We start from the raw sequence: 20,387 nt of genomic DNA, 5'->3' as shown, positions 1-20,387 counted from the left end.
CCAGTACGAGGCTCTGCGCCCGGCACGCCGAGAGCACGCACCTGACGCCGCGAGGCCGCCCTCCGGGCGACGACGCGAATTGTCAGACAGGCCCTGGTCCGCCTAGTCCGCTTTCCCTGGTCCGTCCTCGAAGGAGTCGCTTCCACCATGCCCAACCTCGCACGTCCCGCCGCCCTCGCTCTCGTCCTGGCCCTCGCCGTCACCGGCTGCGGTGCGGACGTCTCGCAGGAGGAGGAGAAGGGAGACGGCGCCACGGCGTCGTCCGGCAGCCACTACCCGGTCACGATCGAGAACTGCGGCGAGAAGAAGACGTTCGACAGGGCTCCGCGGCGCGTGGTCACCAACGACGTGGGAATCACCGAGATCATGTTCGCCCTCGGCCTCGAGGACCACATGGCCGGATACGTCATGCCCGACGACAAGGGCGACCTCACGGCGGTGCCGTGGAAGGACGGCTACCAGAAGACCGAGTGGCTCTCCAAGGATCGGATCAACAAGGAACTGGTACTGGACGCCCGTGCCGACCTGGTCTTCGCCGGCTGGAACTACGGCTTCAACGAGGACGAGGGCTTCACTCCTGCCGCGCTGCAACGCGTCGGCATCGACTCGTACCTGCTCACCGAGTCGTGCCGCAACGGACAGGGCAAGGCCCGCGGCGTGATGACGCCGCTCGACGCGCTGTACTCGGACCTGCGGAACCTGGGCAAGGTGTTCGACGTCGAGGACAGGGCCGCAACCCTCGTCACCTCGTTCCGCGAGCAGGTGGCCGAAGCACAGGCGAAGGCTCCGAAGGGCACCGACCGGCCGCGGGTGTTCCTCTACGACAGCGGCGAGGACAAACCGTTCACGTCCGGCGCCTTCGCGGGGCCCCACGACATCATCACCAAGGCCGGCGGCGACCACATCATGAAGGACCTCAAGGACAGCTGGACCACCGTGGGGTGGGAGACGGTCGTCGCCCGCGACCCCGAGGTCATCGTGATCAACGACTACGGGGACATCACCGCGGAACAGAAGCGGAAGTTCCTCAAGTCCTACAAGCCGCTCGCCAACGTGTCCGCCATCAAGAACGACCGGATCGTCGTTCTCGACTACGTCGACCTCGTCGAGAGCCCGCGCAACCCCGCGGCCATCAGCTCACTCGCGGCATCCCTGCGGAGCCTCGGCTCCTGAACGGGGCGACTCCCAAAGAAGAGGGTGCGCGCTGCCGGGAACTCGTCGGCGGCGCGCGGCGACTGCTTGTCCGTCGGCGCCCCGCCGGGGGGCGCGTCTCGGGACAGGGAGTCGGACATGACGGAGACGGACCGTGATCGTCGCCGGTTACTGCGGACAGTGGTGGCGGGTGGTCTCGGCGCGGGGCTGGTGACGGCCGGTGGGGCGTCGTCGGCGCGGGCCGAACCGGCGGCACGGCAGGCCGTGGCGGGAGAGGAAGGAGAGGAGGGGGAGGTACGGGTAGCGGTACTCCTGTACGACGGCTTCACCGCCCTCGACGCGGTCGGACCGTACGAGGTGCTGTGCCGGGTGCCGGGAGTGACGGTGACGACCGTGGCCGAGAGGGCAGGACGGGTCCGCACCGACACCGGCGAGCTGAGCCTGGCGGCCGAGCGTTCCCTGGAGAGCGTGACGCGCGCGGAGATCCTGCTGGTGCCGGGCGGGGGACAGCGCGGCACCACGGAGACGATGGCCAATCCCGCGGTCCTCGACTGGATACGCCACATTCACCGCAGAACGGCATGGACCACTTCCGTCTGCACGGGGTCGTTGATCCTCGGTGCGGCCGGTCTGCTGCGAGGCCTGCCCGCCACCACCTACTGGGCCTCCCGCCCCTATCTCGCGGAGGTGGGCGCCGTCTACACCCCGGGGCGCTTCGTCGAAGCCGGCAAGATCGTGACCGCCGCCGGGGTCTCGGCCGGCATCGACATGGGACTGCACCTCGCCGCGCGACTGGCGGGCGACCAGGTGGGCCGGGCCATGCAACTCGCCGTGGAATACGATCCCGACCCGCCGTTCGACACCGGCAGCCCCGAGAACGCGAGCCCCGAACTGCGGCAGCTGGCGCTGCGCCTGCTCGCGGACGCGGCGACGTAGGAACCGGGGACCGCGCCAAGTGACGTACGTCCCGCTCTCCTCCCGTGACTTGGACCGCTCCAGGCCCACGCACCGGAACGGAGCCCCGCGGCAGCGACGGGGGTACGAGTGACGAAGGACGCCCGACGGCATGCGCTCCGGTCAGCCCAGGGCCGACCGGAGTGGCCGGAAACACGGCGTGGCACCGACAGGGAGCCTTCTCACCAGAGAGACCTCATGAACGATCTCCGAGCCCATGCGTCCCGTTGTACAGTGAAGAACGCCCTTGACCTGCAGCAAGCAGGCAGGGAGCCGTCTTCCAGGAGTCCAACATGCTGCGCACCATGTTCAAGTCCAAGATCCACCGCGCCACCGTCACCCAGGCCGACCTGCACTACGTCGGCTCGGTGACCATCGACGCGGATCTGCTCGACGCCGCCGATCTGCTGCCCGGTGAGCTCGTGCACATCGTGGACATCACCAACGGTGCCCGGCTGGAGACGTACGTCATCGAGGGCGAGCGGGGGTCCGGCGTGGTCGGGATCAACGGGGCCGCCGCTCATCTCGTCCACCCCGGCGATCTGGTGATCATCATCAGCTACGCCCAGGTCACCGACGCCGAGGCTAGGTCGCTGCGGCCGCGGGTCGTGCATGTGGACGGCGACAACCGTATCGTCGCCCTGGGCGCCGACGCGTCGGAGCCGGTGCCGGGCTCGGACCAGGAACGCAGCCCGCAGGCCGTGTCGGCCTGACGTACGCAACCTGCGCGGACGAGGAGCGTGGCCGTGAGCGACATCGAGATCCGGGACGACCGGGCGGCGGGCCGTCTGGACGCGGTCGCAGACGGTGAGGTCGTCGGGCGTATCGAGTACTTCGGCCTGGACGCCCCCGAGCGCGCCCTCGTCCCCGTGCACACCGTCGTCGAGCCGGCCCACGAGGGCCAGGGCATCGCGGGCTCGCTCGCGCGTGAGCTGTACGCCGTAGCGCGGGGCGAGGGCGTCGCCGTCGCCCCGCTGTGTACGTACGTCGTGAAGTGGGCCGAGCGCCACCCGGACGAGGCACCCGCCGCCGATCCCGAGCTGCTGCGCGCGGCGAAGGAGTGGCTCGTGGCGCATCCCGATCGGTTCTGAACCGGGGACGCCCCTGGCATCACGAGCAACTACGGAGGGGGCTCGAGTGCTGGCGTTGCTGCACACCTCGCCCGTTCACGTCCCGGTCTTCGACGCCCTGCGTGACGAGGCGCACCCGGGTCTGGAGCTACGGCATCACGTCGACGCCGAGCTGCTGGACCGGGCGCGCGGCGAGGGGCCGGAGGCCGTGACGGACGCCGTGCGGGCCGTGCTGCGGCATGCCGTCGCCGAAGGTGCGCGGGCCGTACTGTGCACCTGCTCGACCATCGGCGGTGTCGCCGAGGCGGCCGCCGACGGGGCCGGGGTGCCGGTGCTGCGGGTCGACCGGCCGATGGCCGCCGCCGCGGTGGCCGCGGGTCCGCGCGTCGTCGTCCTCGCCGCCCTGGAAAGCACGCTCGCGCCGACCGCGGCACTGATCGGGGAGGAGGCCAGGAGATCCGGACGCCCCGTGGAGGTGCGGGCCCTCCTGGTCCACGGTGCCTGGCCGCGGTTCGAGGGCGGCGACACCGAGGGCTACCTGCGGCTGGTGGCGGAAGCGGCCGACGTGGTCTCGGATGCCGACGCGATCGTTCTGGCCCAGGCGTCCATGGCGCCGGCCCGGGAACTGACGAAGGCCTCTGTCCCGGTGCTGGCCAGCCCCGCGCCGGGACTGGCCGCCGGGGCGGCGGCGGCACGCTTCGGACAGCGCACGCCGCCACCCCGGTCACCCGGCACGGTGGGCCACCCGGGTCCGGATGTTCACGCGGGGGAGTGAGTGGGGAAGCGGCCGTCGGGTAGGCGGGGGACAAGTCCAGAGCCGACGTCGACCGACTGGCCGGAGGACAGCGTCATGACGAACCCGTATCCGGATCCCGTCCCGCCCGGGCCCACCCCGGGACCCACTCCGGGGCCGGACCCGGAGCCACAGCCGCACCCGGACCCGGTGCCGCCCCCGGGCCCCGCCCCGGCGCCCCCGCATCCCGGCCCCGGTCCCGGTCCGGAGCCGACACCCCCGCCTCCGCCCCCGGGCCCCGGCCCGGAACCCACACCTCAGCCTCCGGGGCCCGGCCCGCAGCCGACGCCACCGCCCCCGGGCCCTCCCGAGCCCTCGCCGTCGCCGATCCCGCCGGGACCGGAGCCGGTGCCCAACCCGGAGCCGGGCCCACCGCTCACCTGAGCCACGGGCGACGGCCGCGGACACGGGAGCACGGGGGTGGGGGGCGTCAGAGACGACCGCACCGGCCGCCCGCCGCCCCCCCCACTAATCGCTACGCACTGATCACTACGCACGACTACGCGGTGACCTCCGACCGGTCACCGCCCCACAGCGTGTGGAACGCACCGTCCCGGTCGGTCCGCCGGTACGTGTGCGCTCCGAAGAAGTCCCGCTGCCCCTGCGTCAGCGCGGCCGGCAGCCGCTCCGCGCGCAGGGCGTCGTAGTAGGCGAGGGCGGCGGCGAAGCCGGGCGTCGGCACGCCCTGCCGGGTCGCGGCGACCAGGACCTCGCGCCAGTCGTCCTGGGCGTCGGCGATCTCCTGCGCGAACGTCTCGTCCGACAGCAGGCTCGGCAGATCCGCGCGGGCGTCGTAGGCGGCGCGGATGCGGTCCAGGAAGGCCGCGCGGATGATGCAGCCGCCGCGCCAGATCGCGGAGACCGCGCCCAGGTCGATGTCCCAGCCGTACTCCTCGCTGCCCGCCGCGATCTCGTGGAAGCCCTGCGTGTACGACACGATCTTCGACGCGTACAGCGCCTGCTCGACGCGGTCGGCGAAGGCGGCTGCCTCCGACTCGCCGAGCGCCGACGCCTTCGGCCCCGCCAGCCCGCGCGAGGCCTCCCGCAGCGCCGCGTGTCCGGACAGGGAACGGGCGAAGACGGCCTCCGCGATGCCGGACACCGGCACGCCCAGGTCCAGCGCGATCTGCACCGTCCAGCGGCCCGTGCCCTTCTGCTCCGCCTGGTCGACCACCACGTCGACGAACGGCTCGCCCGTCGCCGCGTCCACGTGCGACAGCACCTCGGCGGTGATCTCGATCAGGTAGGAGTCCAGGCGGCCGGTGTTCCAGGTGCGGAAGATGTCGGCGATCTGCGCGGGGGAGTACCCGGCCACATCGCGCAGCAGCTGGTACGCCTCGCCGATCAGCTGCATGTCGGCGTACTCGATGCCGTTGTGGACCATCTTCACGAAGTGCCCGGCGCCGTCGGGACCGACGTGCGTCACGCAGGGCGCCCCGTCCGCCGCCTTCGCGGAGATCTTCTCCAGCATCGGCCCGAGCGAGTCGTACGACTCCTTCGAGCCGCCCGGCATGATGCTCGGGCCGTTGAGTGCGCCCTCCTCGCCGCCCGAGATGCCGGTGCCGACGAAGTGGATGCCCTGCTCGCGCAGTTCGCGTTCCCGGCGCCGGGTGTCCGCGAAGTGGGCGTTGCCCCCGTCGATGATCATGTCGCCGGGCTCCAGCAGCGGGGCGAACTCCTGGATCACCGCATCGGTCGGGTCACCGGCCTTCACCATGATCACCAGCCGCCGGGGCCGCTCCAGCGCCGCCACGAACTCCTTGGCGGTCTCGGTCGCGACGAAGTCGCCCTCGCTCCCGAACTCCTCCACCAGCGCGTGCGTGCGGGACGCGGTCCGGTTGTGCACCGCGACCGTGTAGCCGTTGCGGGCGAAGTTGCGGGCGAGGTTGCGGCCCATGACCGCGAGGCCCGTGACGCCGATCTGCGCTGTAGTGCTCATTGGGTTGGCTCCTAGTGACCTTGGTGTCTGTGGTGCCCTGTGTCCGTCGTGCCGTCGTGCCGTCGTGCCGTCGTGCCGTCGTGCCGTCGTGCCCGTCAGTACTGCCTGCCAGTATCGCCGGTCTGTCCGCTCGACCATCCTGACGTGCCGGTACTCGGGTCGCACTTCCTGATCCGGCGGACTCCAGTACGCACAGGAGGGGCCCGGCGCCTCAGCGGGCGGACGTCGCATCCGGCCAACGGCCACCCGTTCCTGGCCACTTGGCACGGCCAACCGGCCGATTGCCGTCTTGTCATGGCCTGTTAGCAGCACTTACTTTTGCCACTCCTGACGCAATGTCGAGGGGGACCTCCATGGCCGTACGCGGCCGGCACCGCCGGTATCAGCCGAACAGGATCAACCGCGCGTCACTGACCGTCACCGCGGGTGGCGCGGGACTGGCGCTCCCGCTCATCGGTACCGGCACGGCGCAGGCGGCCGACGTGGAGACCTGGGACAAGGTCGCCGCCTGCGAGTCCACCAACAACTGGGACATCAACACCGGCAACGGCTACTACGGCGGGTTGCAGTTCACCCAGTCCACCTGGGAGGCGTTCGGCGGCACCGAGTACGCCCCACGTGCGGATCTGGCCACCAAGGACCAGCAGATCGCCATCGCCGAGAAGGTACTCGACGGACAGGGCCCCGGCGCCTGGCCGGTGTGCTCGGAGCGCGCCGGACTGGCCCGGGGCGGCGACGCCCCGGACATCCGCCCGGCCGGGGACGCGGGGACCGGGAAGGGTCCGGAGCGGACCGCCAAGAAGTCCACCGAAAGGCCCGCCGGGAAGTCCGACTCGGTGCAGGACGTCCAGCCCCAGACCACCCCGCAATCCCGGGCCGGCAAGGCCAGGATGTACACGGTGGTCACCGGCGACACCCTGTCCGGCATCGCCGACGCCCAGCAGGTCCGGGGCGGCTGGCAGGGGCTGTACGACGCCAACCGCGACGCGATCGGAACGGACCCCGACCTGATCCTGCCCGGCCAGCGCCTGGCAGTGCGCGGCGAGGCGACCGCCAAGACGTCCCGCGCCGAGCCGAGGACGGCCGAGAAGCCCGAGGCGACGGCGACCAAGCCGCAGCAGAAGCAGAAGCAGCCGAAGAAGTCGGCCCCGGACAGTGGCAAGGAGAAGCAGGGCGGGCAGGGCAAGAAGGAGAAGGCGGACAGGGCGGACAAGGCGGCCGGCAAGGCCGACAAGGCCACCACCCGCCAAGGCGTCGTCGCGCCCGTCGACGCCTCCACCGGCACGCCGTACCACCAGGCGGGCTCTTCCTGGTCGAAGGGCTACCACACCGGCGTCGACTTCCCCGTGCCCACCGGCACCTCGGTCAAGTCGGTCGCGGAGGGCCGGGTCGTCAGCGCCGGCTGGGGTGGCTCCTACGGGTACGAGGTGGTCGTGCGGCACAGCGACGGCCGCTACTCCCAGTACGCGCACCTCTCGGCGATCTCGGTGAAGGACGGTCAGTCGGTGGGCGCCGGCCAGCGCATCGGCCGCTCGGGCTCCACCGGCAACAGCACGGGCCCGCATCTGCACTTCGAGGTGCGGACGGGGCCCGGCTTCGGTTCCGACGTCGACCCGGTGGCGTATCTGCGGGCCGGCGGCGTCAGGATCTGATCCGTACCCGTTTCCGGCTGAGAACGGGCGGCGGGACGAACGGACCGCCGTAGAAGGGGCCGTAGGAGAGCGGCGTGTCGTCGCTCTCCGCCGGTTCCCGGTCCCTGTACCGCTCCGCGTACCTCTCCTCGGCGAGGACGGTGTCGGGGACCGCCGGTGACGCCGGGGAGGGCACGATGACCTTGTCGGACAGCGGGGCGACCCGCGTCCCGCCTCCGTCCCGGGCCGCCCGAACCTCCCGGGCCTCCCGCCGAACCTCGCGTACCTTCCGAACCGGCGTGTCCTGGACCGGCACCGCCGCGGACGCGGCGGACTCTGCGGCCGCCGGAACCGCCACGACCTCCTCGGCAGACCCTCGCGCGATGAGCTCCTCGGCGGACCCCCGCGCGATGACCCCCTCGGCGGACTCCCGCGCGATCCGCTCCGTCGTCAGCAGGATCAGTCCGCCCGCGGCGACCACACCGCAGCTCAGGGCCAGCGCGGTGCCCGTCGTCCCGTAGCGGAAGGTTTCGCCGAACATCGTGATGCCGACCACCGCGGCCACCACCGGGTTCACGACCGTCAGCGTGGCCAGCGGGGCCGCGAGGCCGGCTCCCCGGTAGGAGGCCTGCGACAGCAGCATGCCCGCCGTGGCGAGCACACCGATCACGGCGAGGGACGGCAGGTCGGCGGCCGACATCCCGCCGGCCCAGTCGACCGCGACCGTCTTGGTGAAGACCGAGGACATACCGAAGGCTATGCCGGACGCGGTCGCCAGCAGGATGCTGCGGACGGCCGGGTGCCGGTGCGCGGCCCGGCCGGCGATCATCAGCGCCACGACCGCACCGCCGGTGACGACGGCCGCCCCGACCCGCTGCCCCGTGTCCAGCGACTGCGCGTCGGACGCGCCGACCAGGGACAGCAGCCCCGCGAGACCGACCGTCGCCATGAGCGCACCGCGCCATGCCGTCGCGCCGGCCTTGCGGCCAACGAACAGCGCCGCCATGGGCAGGGCGAACACGATGGTGAGCGCACCCAGCGGCTGCACCAGGCTCAGCGGACCGAGGGCGAGAGCCACGACGTGCAGCAGACCGCCGAGGCCGTTGAGTCCGACCGCCGCCCACCAGCCGGGCCGGCGCAGGGGAGCGTACTGAGCACCCGGGGAGGACGCCGCGACCTGCTCCTGCACGATCGCTCCGCCCGCGTACGCCACGGCGGAGACGAGCGACAGCAGCACGGACAACGCGAGGGCGCTCATCGGCTGCTCCTCTGCGTGAGGCGGGGGCCCTGGGCCCGGCGCGGCGAACGGTCGTCTTCCATGGACAACACGATGCCGTCTCAGGGTCTTCCCGTCGTCGTCCCTGAGCACTCATTGGGTCCTACTGCCGATGGAGTACGACGGCGGTGCCGTCCTCCCCAGGGTGGGCGACTCAAGACCCGGACCCCTGACCCACGCCCCTAAGGGGCTTGATACTACTGCTCTCCGTGGACCTCGACCCAGGACTTGCCGCACTCCGCCCGCTGGGCGGCTTCTCCATCCTGCACGCGTCCCAGCACTCGTCACGGCACGCGTCGCAGCCGCCGCCGCCCCGGCCGCTCCCCAGCCTCGCACACGCGTACGCGCGGAGACACGGAAACGCGGCACCGGCCGTCCGGGACGAGGAGCGCGAAGACCCGGTCGCCTTCCGCGTCCGGAAGGTCGCCGCCGCACTCCGTGCCCCCGAGATCCGCGTCGCCGCCTCCGTGGCCCACCAAGGGCTCGCGGCCCGCCTGTGGTCGGTGGCCCTCGGGTGCGCCGCCCTCTACGGCGGCGTCCCCGACCTCGCCCCGCGGCTGCTGCACTGGGACCCCGACGCCGCCGTCCCCGACGACCTGTGGCTCACCGAGGTGCGCCCCCTGCCCGGTGACGTCGGCACCCTCGCGGAGGTCGTGCTCGACGGCCACCTGGCGCCACTGACGGCGGCCCTGCACGCCCGGTACCGTGTCGCGACCGGTCTGCTGTGGGGCAACGCGGCCTCCGCGCTGGCCGGCGCCGGCCGCGAACTGGAACGCTGGGCCCGCCGCCACGACCGTGTCGACACCGCCGCCCGCGCTCGTTCGCTGACCGCGGGCCTGCTCGCCCAGCCCCTGCTCGCCACCACCGGCACGCTCACCGATACCGGCTTCCGGCGCCGCAGTTGCTGCCTCTACTACCGGGTGCCCGGCTCAGGGGTCTGCGGCGACTGCTGCTTCCCCCACCCTCCTCGGTCCCCGCAGCCCCGGCGCTCTTCCCCAGGCGCCCCGTCTGGGTGACCATGAGGGGACCAGCCGCCGAGCACGGGAGGTTCCGGGTGCGTGTGGGACTGCTGACCCGGGAGTACCCGCCGGACGTGTACGGCGGCGCGGGCGTCCACGTCGAGTTCCTCGCCCGGGATCTCGCCCGCCTCGTCGACCTGGACGTGCACTGCTGGGGCGAGGGCCGCACCGACGGCGTGCTGCGCCACCGCCCCTGGCCCGCGCTCGACGGCGCCAACGACGCGCTGCGCACCTTCTCCGTGGACCTCGCCATGGCCGCCACCCTCGAAGGACGCGAACTGGTCCACTCCCACACCTGGTACGCGGGTCTCGGCGGCCACCTCGCCAAGCTGCTGCACGGCATCCCGCACGTGGTGACCGCCCACTCGCTGGAGCCCCTGCGCCCCTGGAAGGCCGAGCAACTCGGTGGCGGTTACGCCCTTTCCGGCTGGGCCGAGCGCACCGCGGTCGAGGCCGCCGACGCGGTGATAGCCGTGTCCGGCGCCATGCGCGAGGACATCCTCGGCTGCTACCCGGCGCTGGACGCCTCCAGGGTCCACGTCGTGCACAACGGCATCGACACCACCCTCTACCGGCCCGACCCCGGCACCGACGCGCTGGACCGGATCGGCCTGGACCGCTCCCGCCCGTACGTCCTGTTCGTCGGCCGCATCACCCGCCAGAAGGGCGTGCCCCACCTGCTGCGCGCCGTACGGGACATCGACCCCGCCGCGCAGGTCGTACTGTGCGCCGGCGCCCCGGACACCCCCGAGATCGACCAGGAGTTCCGCGACCTCTTCGCCGAGCTGAGCCGCGCCCGCGAGGGCGTGTACTGGATCCCGCGCATGCTGCCGCGCCCGGAGGTGATCCAGTTGCTGACCCACGCCGCGGTCTTCGTCTGCCCCTCGGTGTACGAGCCCCTCGGCATCGTCAACCTGGAGGCGATGGCCTGCGGCACGCCCGTGGTCGCCTCCCGGGTCGGCGGCATCCCCGAGGTCGTGGCGCACGGCGAAACGGGAGTGCTCGTCCCCAAGGACGGCGACGGGGACGGCAGCCGGGACGACGACTTCGAAGCGGGGCTCGCCCAGGCACTGGACTCCGTCCTCGGCGATCCGGAGACCGCCCGGCGGATGGGCGAGGCGGGCCGGAAACGCGCGGTGGACGAGTTCGGCTGGGACGCGGTCGCCCGCCGCACCGTCCGGCTCTACGAGGAGATCCGCAAGCAGGCGTCGTAGTACGAGGAGATCCTCAAGAGGCGTAGTACGAGGAGCCCCTCGAACAGGCTTAGGCCGCCCCGCCCCGGGGCAGCCGGGGGTGAACGAGGGTGAGGGGAGCGGCCATGCGTCGTGGAGGTCCTTCGGTGCTCGGGATCGTGCTGGCGGGCGGAGAGGGCAAACGCCTGATGCCCCTGACCGCGGACCGCGCCAAACCCGCGGTCACCTTCGGCGGCACGTACCGGCTGGTCGACTTCGTGCTGTCCAACCTGGTCAACGGCGACATCCTGCGGATCTGCGTCCTCACCCAGTACAAGTCGCACTCCCTGGACCGCCACATCACCACCACCTGGCGGATGTCCAGCCTGCTCGGCAACTACGTCACCCCCGTCCCCGCCCAGCAGCGCCTGGGCCCGCGCTGGTACCTGGGCAGCGCCGACGCGATCCTGCAGTCCCTGAACCTGGTGCACGACGAACAGCCCGAGTACGTCGCGGTCTTCGGCGCCGACCACGTGTACCGGATGGACCCGCGCCAGATGCTCACCCAGCACATCGAGTCCGGCGCGGGCGTGACCGTGGCCGGGATACGGGTGCCGCGCGGCGAGTCGCCGTCCTTCGGCGTGATCACCCCGGGCTCCGACGGCCAGACCGTCACCGGCTTCCTGGAGAAGCCCGCCGACCCGCCCGGACTGGCCGACGACCCCGAGTGCGTCTTCGCCTCGATGGGCAACTACGTCTTCACCACCAAGGCCCTCATCGAGGCCCTGCACCGGGACGCGGAGGACGAGAACTCCGTGCACGACATGGGCGGCTCGATCCTGCCGCAGCTCACCGACCGGGGCGAGGCCGCGCTGTACGACTTCAGCGCCAACCACGTGCCGGGGGAGACCACCCGGGACCAGGGCTACTGGCGGGACGTCGGCACCCTCGACGCCTACTACGACGCCCACATGGACCTGATCGCCGAGCGGCCCGCGTTCAACCTCTACAACCGGGACTGGCCGATCTACACCCACTCCACCCAGCTCTCGCCCGCCCGGTTCAACGCCGGCGGCATCGCCAGCGAGTCGATCATCAGCGCGGGCTGTCTGATCCGTGGGCAGGTCACCCGGTCGGTGCTCTCGCCGGGCGTGGTGGTCGACCCGGGAGCGGTCGTACAAGGCTCGGTGCTGCACGACAACGTGCACATCGGCCGGGGCGCGGTCGTGCGGGGGGCGGTGCTGGACAAGAACGTCGACGTGCCGCCGGGCGCGACGATCGGCGTCAACCCGGAGCGGGACGCCGAGCTGTACACCGTCTCCAAGGGCGGCGTGATCGCGCTGGGCAAGGGGCAGCGGGTGCCGTGACGAGTGGGTGACGGCCCCCTTCACGGGCCTGTCCACTCCGGCCTTCGACCGTGCCGACCGCACCCTGGACACGGTCGGCCCGCACCCGTCCGGGTGGGGAACGTCACCGCAGGCGGCGCCACCTCCGCCGACCTGAGCACAGACGCCCCATGAGTCCCTGGAGTCCCGCCCCGCTCGCCAGGGGCGTGACTTTAATCTGCTGTTAACTGTGCGTAGCTTGATCGTACTTGACCGTAATCGGCGGAGGACGATTGACTGCTTGTCCACCCGTCGTCCATGCGCCGTCCTTGCGAGGCAAGCCCTTGACTTCCGATCCGCTCGCTCCTCTCGACCTGGCGTTCTGGAACATCGAGTCCGCCGAGCACCCCATGCACCTCGGCGCACTCGGGGTCTTCACGGCCCACTCGACCACCGCGGGCGCCCACGCGGCGGACCTGCTCGCCGCCCGCGCCCCCGCGGTGCCCGGACTGCGGATGCGGATCCGGGACACCTGGCAGCCGCCGCTCGCCCTGCGCCGGCCGTTCTCCTTCGGCGGCGCCACCCGTGAGCCCGACCCCGGCTTCGACCCGCTCGACCACGTCCGGCTGCACGCCCCGACGACGGACTTCCACGCCCGGGCGGGCCGCCTCATGGAACGCCCGCTGGAGCGCGGCCGGCCGCCGTGGGAGGCCCACGTGCTGCCGGGCGCGGACGGCGGCTCCTTCGCCGTGCTGTTCAAGTTCCACCACGCCCTCGCCGACGGCCTGCGGGCCCTGACCCTCGCCGCGGGAATCCTCGATCCGATGGGCCTCCCCGCACCCCGGCGCCGGCCCGAGGAGCCTCCGCGAGGGCTTCTCCCGGACGTACGCGGACTGCCTGAGAAGCTGCGCGGCGCCCTGTCCGACGCGGGCCGCGCCCTCGACATCGGCGCCGCCGCGGCCCTGTCCACCCTCGACGTGCGGTCCTCGGCCGCGCTCACCGCGGACTCCTCCGGCACCCGCCGCACCGCGGGCGTGGCCGTCGACCTCGACGACGTGCACCGAGTGCGCAAGACCGTCGGCGGCACCGTCAACGACGTCCTGATCGCGGTCGTCGCCGGAGCCCTGCGCCGGTGGCTGGACGAGCGCGGCGACGGCAGCGAGGGTGTCGCGCCCCGCGCCCTGATCCCGGTCTCCAAGCGCCGCCCGCGCACCGCCCACCCGCAGGGCAACCGGCTCTCCGGTTACCTGATACGGCTTCCGGTCGGCGACCCCGACCCGCTGTCCCGCCTCGGCACGGTCCGCGCCGCCATGGACCGCAACAAGGACGCGGGGCCCGGCCGGGGCGCCGGTGCCGTCGCCCTGCTCGCCGACCACGTGCCCGCGCTCGGTCACCGGCTCGGCGGGCCGCTGGTCGGGCAGGCCGCCCGGCTCTGGTTCGACATCCTGGTCACCAGCGTGCCCCTGCCCAGCCTCGGCCTGCGGCTCGGCGGCCACCAGCTCACCGAGGTCTACCCGCTGGCCCCGCTGGCCCGCGGCCACTCGCTGGCGGTCGCCGTCTCGACGTACCGCGGACAGGTCCACTACGGCCTGGTCGCCGACGCCAAGGCGGTGCCGGACCTCGACCGGTTCGCCCTGGCCCTGGCGGAGGAGGTGGAGACATTGCTCACCGCCTGCGGTCCCTGAGGCGGACGGGTTTGGCTCCGTGCCCAGGCGCCGAATAAAATCCGCTGTTCGAAAGCGGACGCGTCTCGGAGCGCCGCGACGGTGACCAGGGAACGGCAGCGGCGATGACGGTGACACAGGACGGTTCGGCGACCACGGACGAGGTGGTGCGCGAGCCCGGTGACGAGGCGGCGGCGTACCCGTCCGGCGACGAGGCGGCGTACGGCCCCGGTATCGACCCGGAGCGGCTCGCCGTCTGCCTGAGCGTGCTGGAGGAGCTCGACGGGATCGACCTCGACCACCCCGACGCGATCCGGGTCCGCCGGGCCACCTCGCACATCTACCGGATGGTCAAGCAGCGCCGCCGTCAGGATCGCCGGGCCGCCAAGACCGCTCACGACAAGGCCGTCACGGAGGCCACCGCCACCGGATCCGCCGAGCGCATCGACGACGAGACCGAAGGGATCCTGCCCTCCTCCCGCACCGAGGAGGGCAGCATCGCGGGCATACTCCAGCGCCCCCGCTCCTGCTACATCTGCAAGCAGCGGTACGTCGAGGTCGACTACTTCTACCACCAGCTCTGCCAGAGCTGCGCCGCCGAGAACCGGGCCCGCCGCGACGCCCGCGCCGACCTCACCGGCAAGCGCGCGCTGCTCACCGGCGGCCGGGCCAAGATCGGCATGTACATCGCGCTCAGGCTGCTGCGCGACGGCGCGCACACCACGATCACCACCCGCTTCCCCAAGGACGCCATCCGCCGCTTCAAGGCCATGGACGACTCCGCGGACTGGATCCACCGCCTGGAGGTCGTCGGCATCGACCTGCGCGACCCCGCCCAGGCCGTGGCCCTGGCCGACCAGGTCACCGAGCAGGGCCCGCTCGACATCCTGATCAACAACGCCACCCAGACCGTGCGCCGTCTGCCCTCCGCCTACGCCGCGCTCGTCGAGGGCGAGAGCGCCCCGCTGCCGGCCGGTGAACTGCCCGCCCACCACGTCATCGGCGCCTTCAACTCCGGTGCGGTGGACGGCCTGGCCGCGCTGCCCGTCGGTGCCACGGGCCTCGACGCGCAGAAGGTGGCCGACCTCGCCCTGGTCGCGGGCAACGCCAGCGTGGTCCGGCACCGCGAGGGCACCGCCATCGACGCGGGCGGCCTGGTCCCCGACGTCGTCGACAGCAACACCTGGGTCCAGACCATCGAGCAGATCTCCCCGGTCGAACTCCTCGAGACCCAGCTGTGCAACTACACGTCGCCGTTCATCCTCATCAGCGCGCTGCGGCCGGCGATGGCCGAGGCCGCGCGCAAGGCGCCCGCGGGACGCGCCTACGTCGTCAACGTCTCGGCGATGGAGGGCGTGTTCGCCCGTGGCTACAAGGGTGCGGGCCACCCCAACACCAACGCGGCCAAGGCCGCCATGAACATGGTGACGCGGACCAGTGCCCAGGAGATGTTCGACACCGACGGCATCCTGATGACCTCGGTCGACACCGGCTGGATCACCGACGAGCGGCCCCACTACGACAAGCTGCGCCTGGCCGAGGCCGGATTCCACGCCCCGCTCGACCTGGTCGACGGCGCCGCCCGCGTCTACGACCCGATCGTGCGCGGCGAGGCGGGCGAGGACCTGTACGGCGTCTTCCTCAAGGACTACGCGCCCGGCAAGTGGTGACGGGCCCACCGAGCCGTCGGCGGTAGGCCGCGTCAACGGCCGTCATCGCGTCAACGGCGGTAATCCGCCGGCCCGTCGGCGCGGCGGCGACCTGGTCTGGGGCGAGCGCCGGTGTGCCCGGTGCGCCGGTCACGCGTACTTCGTGGTTCGATCCCGTACAGGCCCAGCCCTTTTGGGCCTGCCGCCCGTCGGGGGCACTGCGCGGCCTCCTGGACCTCGGGCACACCTCGCACGTCCTCCGCGCGGGCGTCTCAGTCGACGGCGCCGAGCCGCGAGTTCCGCGCCGCCGTCAGTTCCAGCACCGTGCGCCAGTCCTCGAGGACCCCGGCGTCGAAGACGGCGGTGCGGGCCTCCTCGTCCGCCTGGTGCAGACTGACCAGGTCGTCGTCGTGGGCCCAGGCCTCCGGGTGGGCGTGCCGGCGCAGCAGGCGGGCAACGCGCGCGCCGAGCAGTGGCCGCACCGCGTCGGCGGTCCGGCCGGCCGGATTGCCGGGCCACAGCAGCCGGCCCACGGGCGACACCAGACCGGCGACCTGGAGTTCCTTGTCGGCGGGGCGGCGCCGGCGCAGCAGCGCGGCGGTCCGCAGCGCGTGCCCGTGCAGGTCCACGGGTCCGCTGCCGTGCTCGGCGGCGGACCGTTCGCCCCGGCAGGCGTACAGCAGGTCCATCAGCTCCTCGACGCTGCGCAGTTCCATGCCTCGGTCCTCCCACGAGACAGCCGTTGCCGACCGGCAGCAGACCATGGCGAGCTTGCGCCGCAGCCAACGGCAACTTAACTGCGCGCCCCGTCGCCGCCGGTAATCGAAGGTGCGGTCGGCGATGTGGGCCGAATGGGTGAGTTGTGCACGGTGCAGATGCGGGCGTACCCGGGCAGACTGGGGCCAACTGTGCGCGGAGCGAAGGGCAATGGTTCTCCCATGTTTTGGGCCCCATAGAGCGCACCCCCGCTCATTTGGTTAATCTGGAGCGGACGGACGGCAGCACAGGGCCCTACCCACACCCAAGGTCCGTCATGGGACAAGCCGGTTCACAACGGCCTGCTCTCGCACGAGTGACCGGCGCCACCGCGTCCGAACTGCATTCGACTCACACCCGAGCGGGCGCCGGGCGCCGGACGGGAGACCGGCCGACAGGCCCCGAGGGTGACCCGACACATAAGGAGTGCGCGGTGACACCGGAGACGACGACGAATCCAGAACAACGCCCCAAGGAACGCACCGAGCGTGCGGGCCGCCGGCCCGGAGAGATCGGCAGCCTCGACGTATGGGCCCGGTCCGCCCCCATCCGTCTCGCGGGCTACGAGGAGGACCTCGCCGAGCCCCACATCCTGCCCAGCGTGGACTGACCCGCGACGCCACCCGCGGGAGCTGCCGGACGCGTGGGCGTGCGAGACTCACGCCCATGCTGATCAGGGAAGCGACGGCCGGCGACTGGCCGCGGATCTGGCCCTTCTGGCACCGCATCGTCGCCGCCGGCGAGACCTACGCCTGGGACCCGGACACGTCCGAGGAGGACGCCCGGGCCCTGTGGACGAACCCCGCCAAGCGTGTCTACGTCGCCGAGGACGACACCGGCACCGTCGTCGCCTCCGCCTACGTCACCCCCAACTACGGTGGCCCCGCCGCCCGCATCGCCAACGCCGGCTTCATGGTCGATCCCGACCGGGCCGGCCGCGGCACCGGCCGCGCCCTCGCCGAACACATCCTGGCCGCCGCCAGGGCCGACGGATACCGGGGCATGGTCTTCAACGCCGTCGTCGAGACCAACCCGGCCGTGAGGCTCTGGACCTCCCTCGGCTTCACGATCCTGGGCACGGTGCCGGACGCCTTCGACCACCCCCGGCACGGACGGGTCGGCCTGCACATCATGTACCGGGCGCTGTAGAACGCCGTTCAGTCCAGGGGCGCCGTCCGCCGCCAGGGGCGCAGCGCCTCGATCCGCCCCGCCAGCTCCAGCAGGGCAGCCTCCGACCCCGGGCGCCCCACCAGCTGTATGGCGCAGGGGGCGCCCGAGGACAGGGTGCCGAGCGGCACCGTCATCGCGGGCCAGCCGGTCAGGTTCCACGGCGGTGTGAAGGGCGAGTACGCCGTGTTGGCCAGGATGTTGCGCAGCCAGCCCCGCTCGTGCCAGGGCCCGGCCTTGGGGGAGCGGCGGGCCAGCGCCGGGGTGAGCAGGACGTCGTACTCGGCGAAGAACGGCTCCAGGCGTTCGCGCAGCCCCTTTTGGCCCTCGCCGGTGGCGGCCGTGCGTACGAAGGTCCGTCCCAGGGCCGCGTGCACCCGCGTCCGCCTGGCCAGCAGCCGCCGGTCCAGTTCCCGCGCGTCCACGGACGTACCGGCCGTCCAGTGGGTCAGGGCGGTCAGGCTCAGCGTCGCCGGATAGGGCGGGTCCGCCCGTCGTACCTGGTGCCCCGCCTTCATCAGCATCCCTGCCGCCTCGCGGGCGGCGTCCTTGTACGGGCGGGAGACGGTGATGCCGGCCAGGGGGCTGCGCAGGGAGGCCGCGACGCGGAGGGTGCCGGGCGCCGCGGGGCGCGGCGGCTCGCCGTCCGCGAGGTCGTCCGCCAGCACCGCCAGCATCAGTCGCGCGTCCTCGACCGTCGTGGCCAGCGGCCCGTTCTCCGACATGCCGAACCAGTCGCCGTCGCCGATCCCGGCCGGGACCACACCGTGCCCCGGCTTGACGGTGACCAGACCGCAGTTGGCCGCCGGTATGCGCAGCGAGCCCATGCCGTCGTTGCCGAGCGCGATCGGCACCATCCCGGCGGCGACCGCGGCGGCGCTCCCGCCCGACGAACCGCCCGCCGAGCGAGTCGGGTCCCACGGGTTGCGGGCGGTGCCGTGCACGCCTTCGCTGGTGCCGAACACACACAGCTCGGGCACGTTCGTCAGCCCGACCACCACCGCGCCGGCCGCCCGCAGCCGGGCCACGGTGACGTGGTCGTCCCCGGCGGGCGTGCCGGGCGTCGCGGCGGAGCCGTTGCGGGTGGACTCGCCGCGCACCGCGAGATTGTCCTTGACCGCCACCGGCACGCCGGCCAGCGGCAGTTCGCCCAGATCACCCCGGGCGCCGACCTCCTCGGCCTCGGCGAGCGCCGCCTCGGCGCGCACCGTGCGGAAGGCGCCGACGCGGCCGTCGAGCCGCTCGATCCGGGCCAGATGCCCTGCCACCACCTCGCGGGGCGTGGCTCGCTTCTCCCGTACGGCGGCGGCGATCTCGGCGGCGGTGCGGCCGGCCCAGTCGGTCACGGGGGGCTCCTCGGGTGGCGGTGGGAGGTGATTACTGGCGAGTAAGCAGGACGCACTCTGCCCTTCCGGCGCCTCCGCGTCGAGAGTCCGGACCCGCCGACCGCCCTGTTCAGGCCGATCGTCCCCGTTCACCCCGTTCCAGCCGACCCCCGTTCCAGCCGACCCCCGTTCCAGCCGAGGCCCCCGGTTGCAGGAGCCCCCCGCTCAGGCCGACCCCCTCCGTTCAGGCCGACCCCCCGTTCAGCCCGACCGCGCCGGCCCCGTGCTGTCCCGTTCGATCAGCCGCGGCACCGGCACCCGCACCGTCCGCGCGGGGCCGCCGTCCAGCAGGGCGGTCAGTTCCGTCGCCGCCGTGCGGCCGAACTCCACGCTGTCCCGGGACAGCGCGGACAGCCACGGCTTGACCATGCGGCACAGCGCCGAGTCCTCCCAGGCCACCACGGACACGTCCGCCGGTACCGAGAAACCGAGTTCGGCCGCGGCGGCGACCCCGGCGACGGCCATCACGTCGTTGTCGTAGATCAGGGCGGTCGGCGGACCGGGGGCCTCCAGGACGCGTCGGGTGACGGCGGCGCCCTCCGCGTCGGAGTAGTCGGTGGTCACCGACTGCACCTCGGTCAGGCCGCAGCGCCCCGCCTCGGCGCGCAGAGCGCGGATGCGGCGCTCGGTGTGGGCGAGGCCCGGCAGTCCGGCGATGTGCACGATCCGCCGGTGGCCGAGCGCGTGCAGCCCGTCCACCAGCGCCGCCATCGCGCCCGCGTCGTCCGCCCACACCGACGACAGCCCCGGATGGCGTTCGTCGGGCGCGCCGCCGATCACCACGGCGGGCAGGCCGAGTTCGTCGAGCAGGTCCGGGCGCGGATCGTCGGTGCGCGGGTCGACCACCAGGACGCCGTCCACGCGGTGCTCGGCCCACCAGCGCCGGTAGACCGCGCACTCGTCGTCGACGTCCCGCGCCACCTGGAACAGCAGACCGAGATGACGCCGCGCCAGCACCTCCTGGATGCCGGAGACCAGTTGCAGGAAGAAGGAGTCCACGCCGAGGGTGTGCGCGGGCCGCGCCAGCACGAAGCCGACCGTCGCCGCGCCCTCCCCGGACAGCGCGCGGGCCGCGGTACTGGGCCGCCAGCCCAACTGCTCGGCCACCCGGCGCACGCGGTCCCGGGTGATCTCGGAGACCCCCGGCCGGTCGTTCAGCGCGAAGGAGACCGCGCTCTCGGAGACCCCGGCCCGCCGCGCGATGTCCTTCATCGTCGGCCGGCGCGCGGCAGGCCGCTTGGCCGGCATGCACGCCCCCTTCCTTCCATGCGTGAGCTGCGTGAGCTGCGTGAGCTAATGCGCTTGAGTAGAAAGATCCTAAAGCGCATTAGTCCATTGAGCAAGTGTCCGTTCACGCCGCTCTGACCTGGACTAATGCTGCCTCGACTTCATTAGTTCCAGTGAATCCATTGACTTTCCGCGAACGCGCCATGCA

Annotated in this window: 18 protein-coding genes; 13 read left to right on the top strand and 5 right to left on the bottom strand. The window is 72.6% G+C overall.

What is annotated here, in order from left to right; genetic code table 11:
* The first annotated feature begins 147 nt into the window (after positions 1–147).
* The 5 genes from ACFCZF_RS27230 (at position 148) to ACFCZF_RS27210 (ending at position 3,951) form a co-directional block, all read left to right on the top strand.
* Complete coding sequence (locus ACFCZF_RS27230) at positions 148–1,173, top strand: ABC transporter substrate-binding protein (RefSeq protein WP_376673867.1); 1,026 nt, start codon at positions 148–150, stop codon at positions 1,171–1,173.
* 117 nt (positions 1,174–1,290) lie between these two features.
* Positions 1,291–2,088 (top strand): DJ-1/PfpI family protein, encoded by a 798-nt coding sequence (locus ACFCZF_RS27225; RefSeq protein ID WP_376673866.1) that lies wholly within the window; start codon positions 1,291–1,293, stop codon positions 2,086–2,088.
* A 311-nt stretch (positions 2,089–2,399) separates the two neighbouring features.
* Positions 2,400–2,819 (top strand): aspartate 1-decarboxylase, encoded by a 420-nt coding sequence (gene panD / locus ACFCZF_RS27220; RefSeq protein ID WP_375911518.1) that lies wholly within the window; start codon positions 2,400–2,402, stop codon positions 2,817–2,819.
* 33 nt (positions 2,820–2,852) lie between these two features.
* Complete coding sequence (locus ACFCZF_RS27215) at positions 2,853–3,197, top strand: GNAT family N-acetyltransferase (protein WP_376673865.1); 345 nt, start codon at positions 2,853–2,855, stop codon at positions 3,195–3,197.
* A 46-nt stretch (positions 3,198–3,243) separates the two neighbouring features.
* Entirely contained in the window at positions 3,244–3,951 is a 708-nt protein-coding gene (locus ACFCZF_RS27210; protein WP_376673864.1) for an aspartate/glutamate racemase family protein, read from the top strand.
* Between the two features lie 517 nt (positions 3,952–4,468).
* Here the strand turns inward: ACFCZF_RS27210 and gndA are convergent.
* Positions 4,469–5,908: an NADP-dependent phosphogluconate dehydrogenase gene (gndA, locus tag ACFCZF_RS27205; protein ID WP_376673863.1), complete on the bottom strand. Its 1,440-nt coding sequence runs from the start codon at positions 5,906–5,908 to the stop codon at positions 4,469–4,471.
* A gap of 353 nt (positions 5,909–6,261) precedes the next feature.
* Here gndA and ACFCZF_RS27200 point away from each other — a divergent pair, with 353 nt between their 5' ends.
* Positions 6,262–7,560 carry a transglycosylase family protein gene (locus ACFCZF_RS27200; protein ID WP_376673862.1) on the top strand — a complete coding sequence of 433 codons (1,299 nt, stop codon included), beginning with the start codon at positions 6,262–6,264 and terminating at the stop codon, positions 7,558–7,560.
* Here the strand turns inward: ACFCZF_RS27200 and ACFCZF_RS27195 are convergent.
* On the bottom strand, positions 7,550–8,797 hold the full coding sequence (locus tag ACFCZF_RS27195) for a DMT family transporter (RefSeq protein WP_376673861.1): 1,248 nt from the start codon (positions 8,795–8,797) through the stop codon (positions 7,550–7,552). The genes ACFCZF_RS27200 and ACFCZF_RS27195 overlap by 11 nt on opposite strands.
* Before the next feature lie 227 nt (positions 8,798–9,024).
* Between ACFCZF_RS27195 and ACFCZF_RS27190 the strand changes: the two genes are divergently transcribed.
* From ACFCZF_RS27190 to ACFCZF_RS27170, 5 genes are all read left to right on the top strand, one after another.
* The gene (locus ACFCZF_RS27190; protein WP_376673860.1) at positions 9,025–9,831 is read left to right on the top strand and encodes a (2Fe-2S)-binding protein; all 807 of its coding nucleotides are present in this window, start codon (positions 9,025–9,027) and stop codon (positions 9,829–9,831) included.
* 38 nt (positions 9,832–9,869) lie between these two features.
* Complete coding sequence (glgA, locus tag ACFCZF_RS27185; RefSeq protein ID WP_376673859.1) at positions 9,870–11,048, top strand: glycogen synthase; 1,179 nt, start codon at positions 9,870–9,872, stop codon at positions 11,046–11,048.
* A 104-nt stretch (positions 11,049–11,152) separates the two neighbouring features.
* Entirely contained in the window at positions 11,153–12,373 is a 1,221-nt protein-coding gene (gene glgC / locus ACFCZF_RS27180; RefSeq protein WP_376673858.1) for a glucose-1-phosphate adenylyltransferase, read from the top strand.
* Positions 12,374–12,675: 302 nt separating this feature from the next.
* Positions 12,676–14,016, top strand: a complete 1,341-nt coding sequence (locus ACFCZF_RS27175) for a wax ester/triacylglycerol synthase family O-acyltransferase (RefSeq protein ID WP_376673857.1) — start codon at positions 12,676–12,678, stop codon at positions 14,014–14,016.
* Between the two features lie 104 nt (positions 14,017–14,120).
* On the top strand, positions 14,121–15,665 hold the full coding sequence (locus tag ACFCZF_RS27170; protein ID WP_376673856.1) for an SDR family NAD(P)-dependent oxidoreductase: 1,545 nt from the start codon (positions 14,121–14,123) through the stop codon (positions 15,663–15,665).
* A 251-nt stretch (positions 15,666–15,916) separates the two neighbouring features.
* Here ACFCZF_RS27170 and ACFCZF_RS27165 read toward each other — a convergent pair whose 3' ends face one another.
* Positions 15,917–16,360, bottom strand: a complete 444-nt coding sequence (locus tag ACFCZF_RS27165; protein WP_375911550.1) for a hypothetical protein — start codon at positions 16,358–16,360, stop codon at positions 15,917–15,919.
* Positions 16,361–16,833: 473 nt separating this feature from the next.
* On the opposite strand from ACFCZF_RS27165, the gene ACFCZF_RS27160 reads away from it, so the two are divergent.
* Together ACFCZF_RS27160 and ACFCZF_RS27155 are read left to right on the top strand one after the other, a co-directional pair.
* On the top strand, positions 16,834–17,010 hold the full coding sequence (locus ACFCZF_RS27160; protein ID WP_375911553.1) for a hypothetical protein: 177 nt from the start codon (positions 16,834–16,836) through the stop codon (positions 17,008–17,010).
* Between the two features lie 56 nt (positions 17,011–17,066).
* Complete coding sequence (locus ACFCZF_RS27155; protein ID WP_376673855.1) at positions 17,067–17,549, top strand: GNAT family N-acetyltransferase; 483 nt, start codon at positions 17,067–17,069, stop codon at positions 17,547–17,549.
* Positions 17,550–17,557: 8 nt separating this feature from the next.
* Here the strand turns inward: ACFCZF_RS27155 and ACFCZF_RS27150 are convergent, their stop codons facing one another.
* Positions 17,558–18,913 (bottom strand): amidase, encoded by a 1,356-nt coding sequence (locus ACFCZF_RS27150; protein ID WP_376673854.1) that lies wholly within the window; start codon positions 18,911–18,913, stop codon positions 17,558–17,560.
* Positions 18,914–19,153: 240 nt separating this feature from the next.
* Positions 19,154–20,200 carry a LacI family DNA-binding transcriptional regulator gene (locus tag ACFCZF_RS27145; RefSeq protein ID WP_375911562.1) on the bottom strand — a complete coding sequence of 349 codons (1,047 nt, stop codon included), beginning with the start codon at positions 20,198–20,200 and terminating at the stop codon, positions 19,154–19,156.
* Positions 20,201–20,387 lie beyond the last annotated feature (187 nt).

Source organism: Streptomyces sp. NPDC056296 (assembly GCF_042268605.1).
In the GTDB taxonomy this organism is placed as follows: Bacteria; Actinomycetota; Actinomycetes; order Streptomycetales; family Streptomycetaceae; genus Streptomyces.
Note: the sequence above shows the minus strand (reverse complement) of the source record. Positions and strands in the feature narration are given on the sequence as shown.

What these genes read in the sequence shown, in the direction of transcription:
- gndA (WP_376673863.1), bottom strand. Translation starts at nt 5,908, where the DNA reads ATGAGCACTACAGCGCAGATCGGCGTCACGGGCCTCGCGGTCATGGGC.
- panD (WP_375911518.1), top strand. Translation starts at nt 2,400, where the DNA reads ATGCTGCGCACCATGTTCAAGTCCAAGATCCACCGCGCCACCGTCACC.
- ACFCZF_RS27200 (WP_376673862.1), top strand. Translation starts at nt 6,262, where the DNA reads ATGGCCGTACGCGGCCGGCACCGCCGGTATCAGCCGAACAGGATCAAC.
- ACFCZF_RS27170 (WP_376673856.1), top strand. Translation starts at nt 14,121, where the DNA reads ATGACGGTGACACAGGACGGTTCGGCGACCACGGACGAGGTGGTGCGC.
- ACFCZF_RS27195 (WP_376673861.1), bottom strand. Translation starts at nt 8,797, where the DNA reads ATGAGCGCCCTCGCGTTGTCCGTGCTGCTGTCGCTCGTCTCCGCCGTG.
- ACFCZF_RS27230 (WP_376673867.1), top strand. Translation starts at nt 148, where the DNA reads ATGCCCAACCTCGCACGTCCCGCCGCCCTCGCTCTCGTCCTGGCCCTC.
- ACFCZF_RS27145 (WP_375911562.1), bottom strand. Translation starts at nt 20,200, where the DNA reads ATGCCGGCCAAGCGGCCTGCCGCGCGCCGGCCGACGATGAAGGACATC.
- ACFCZF_RS27165 (WP_375911550.1), bottom strand. Translation starts at nt 16,360, where the DNA reads ATGGAACTGCGCAGCGTCGAGGAGCTGATGGACCTGCTGTACGCCTGC.
- ACFCZF_RS27225 (WP_376673866.1), top strand. Translation starts at nt 1,291, where the DNA reads ATGACGGAGACGGACCGTGATCGTCGCCGGTTACTGCGGACAGTGGTG.
- ACFCZF_RS27155 (WP_376673855.1), top strand. Translation starts at nt 17,067, where the DNA reads ATGCTGATCAGGGAAGCGACGGCCGGCGACTGGCCGCGGATCTGGCCC.
- glgC (WP_376673858.1), top strand. Translation starts at nt 11,153, where the DNA reads ATGCGTCGTGGAGGTCCTTCGGTGCTCGGGATCGTGCTGGCGGGCGGA.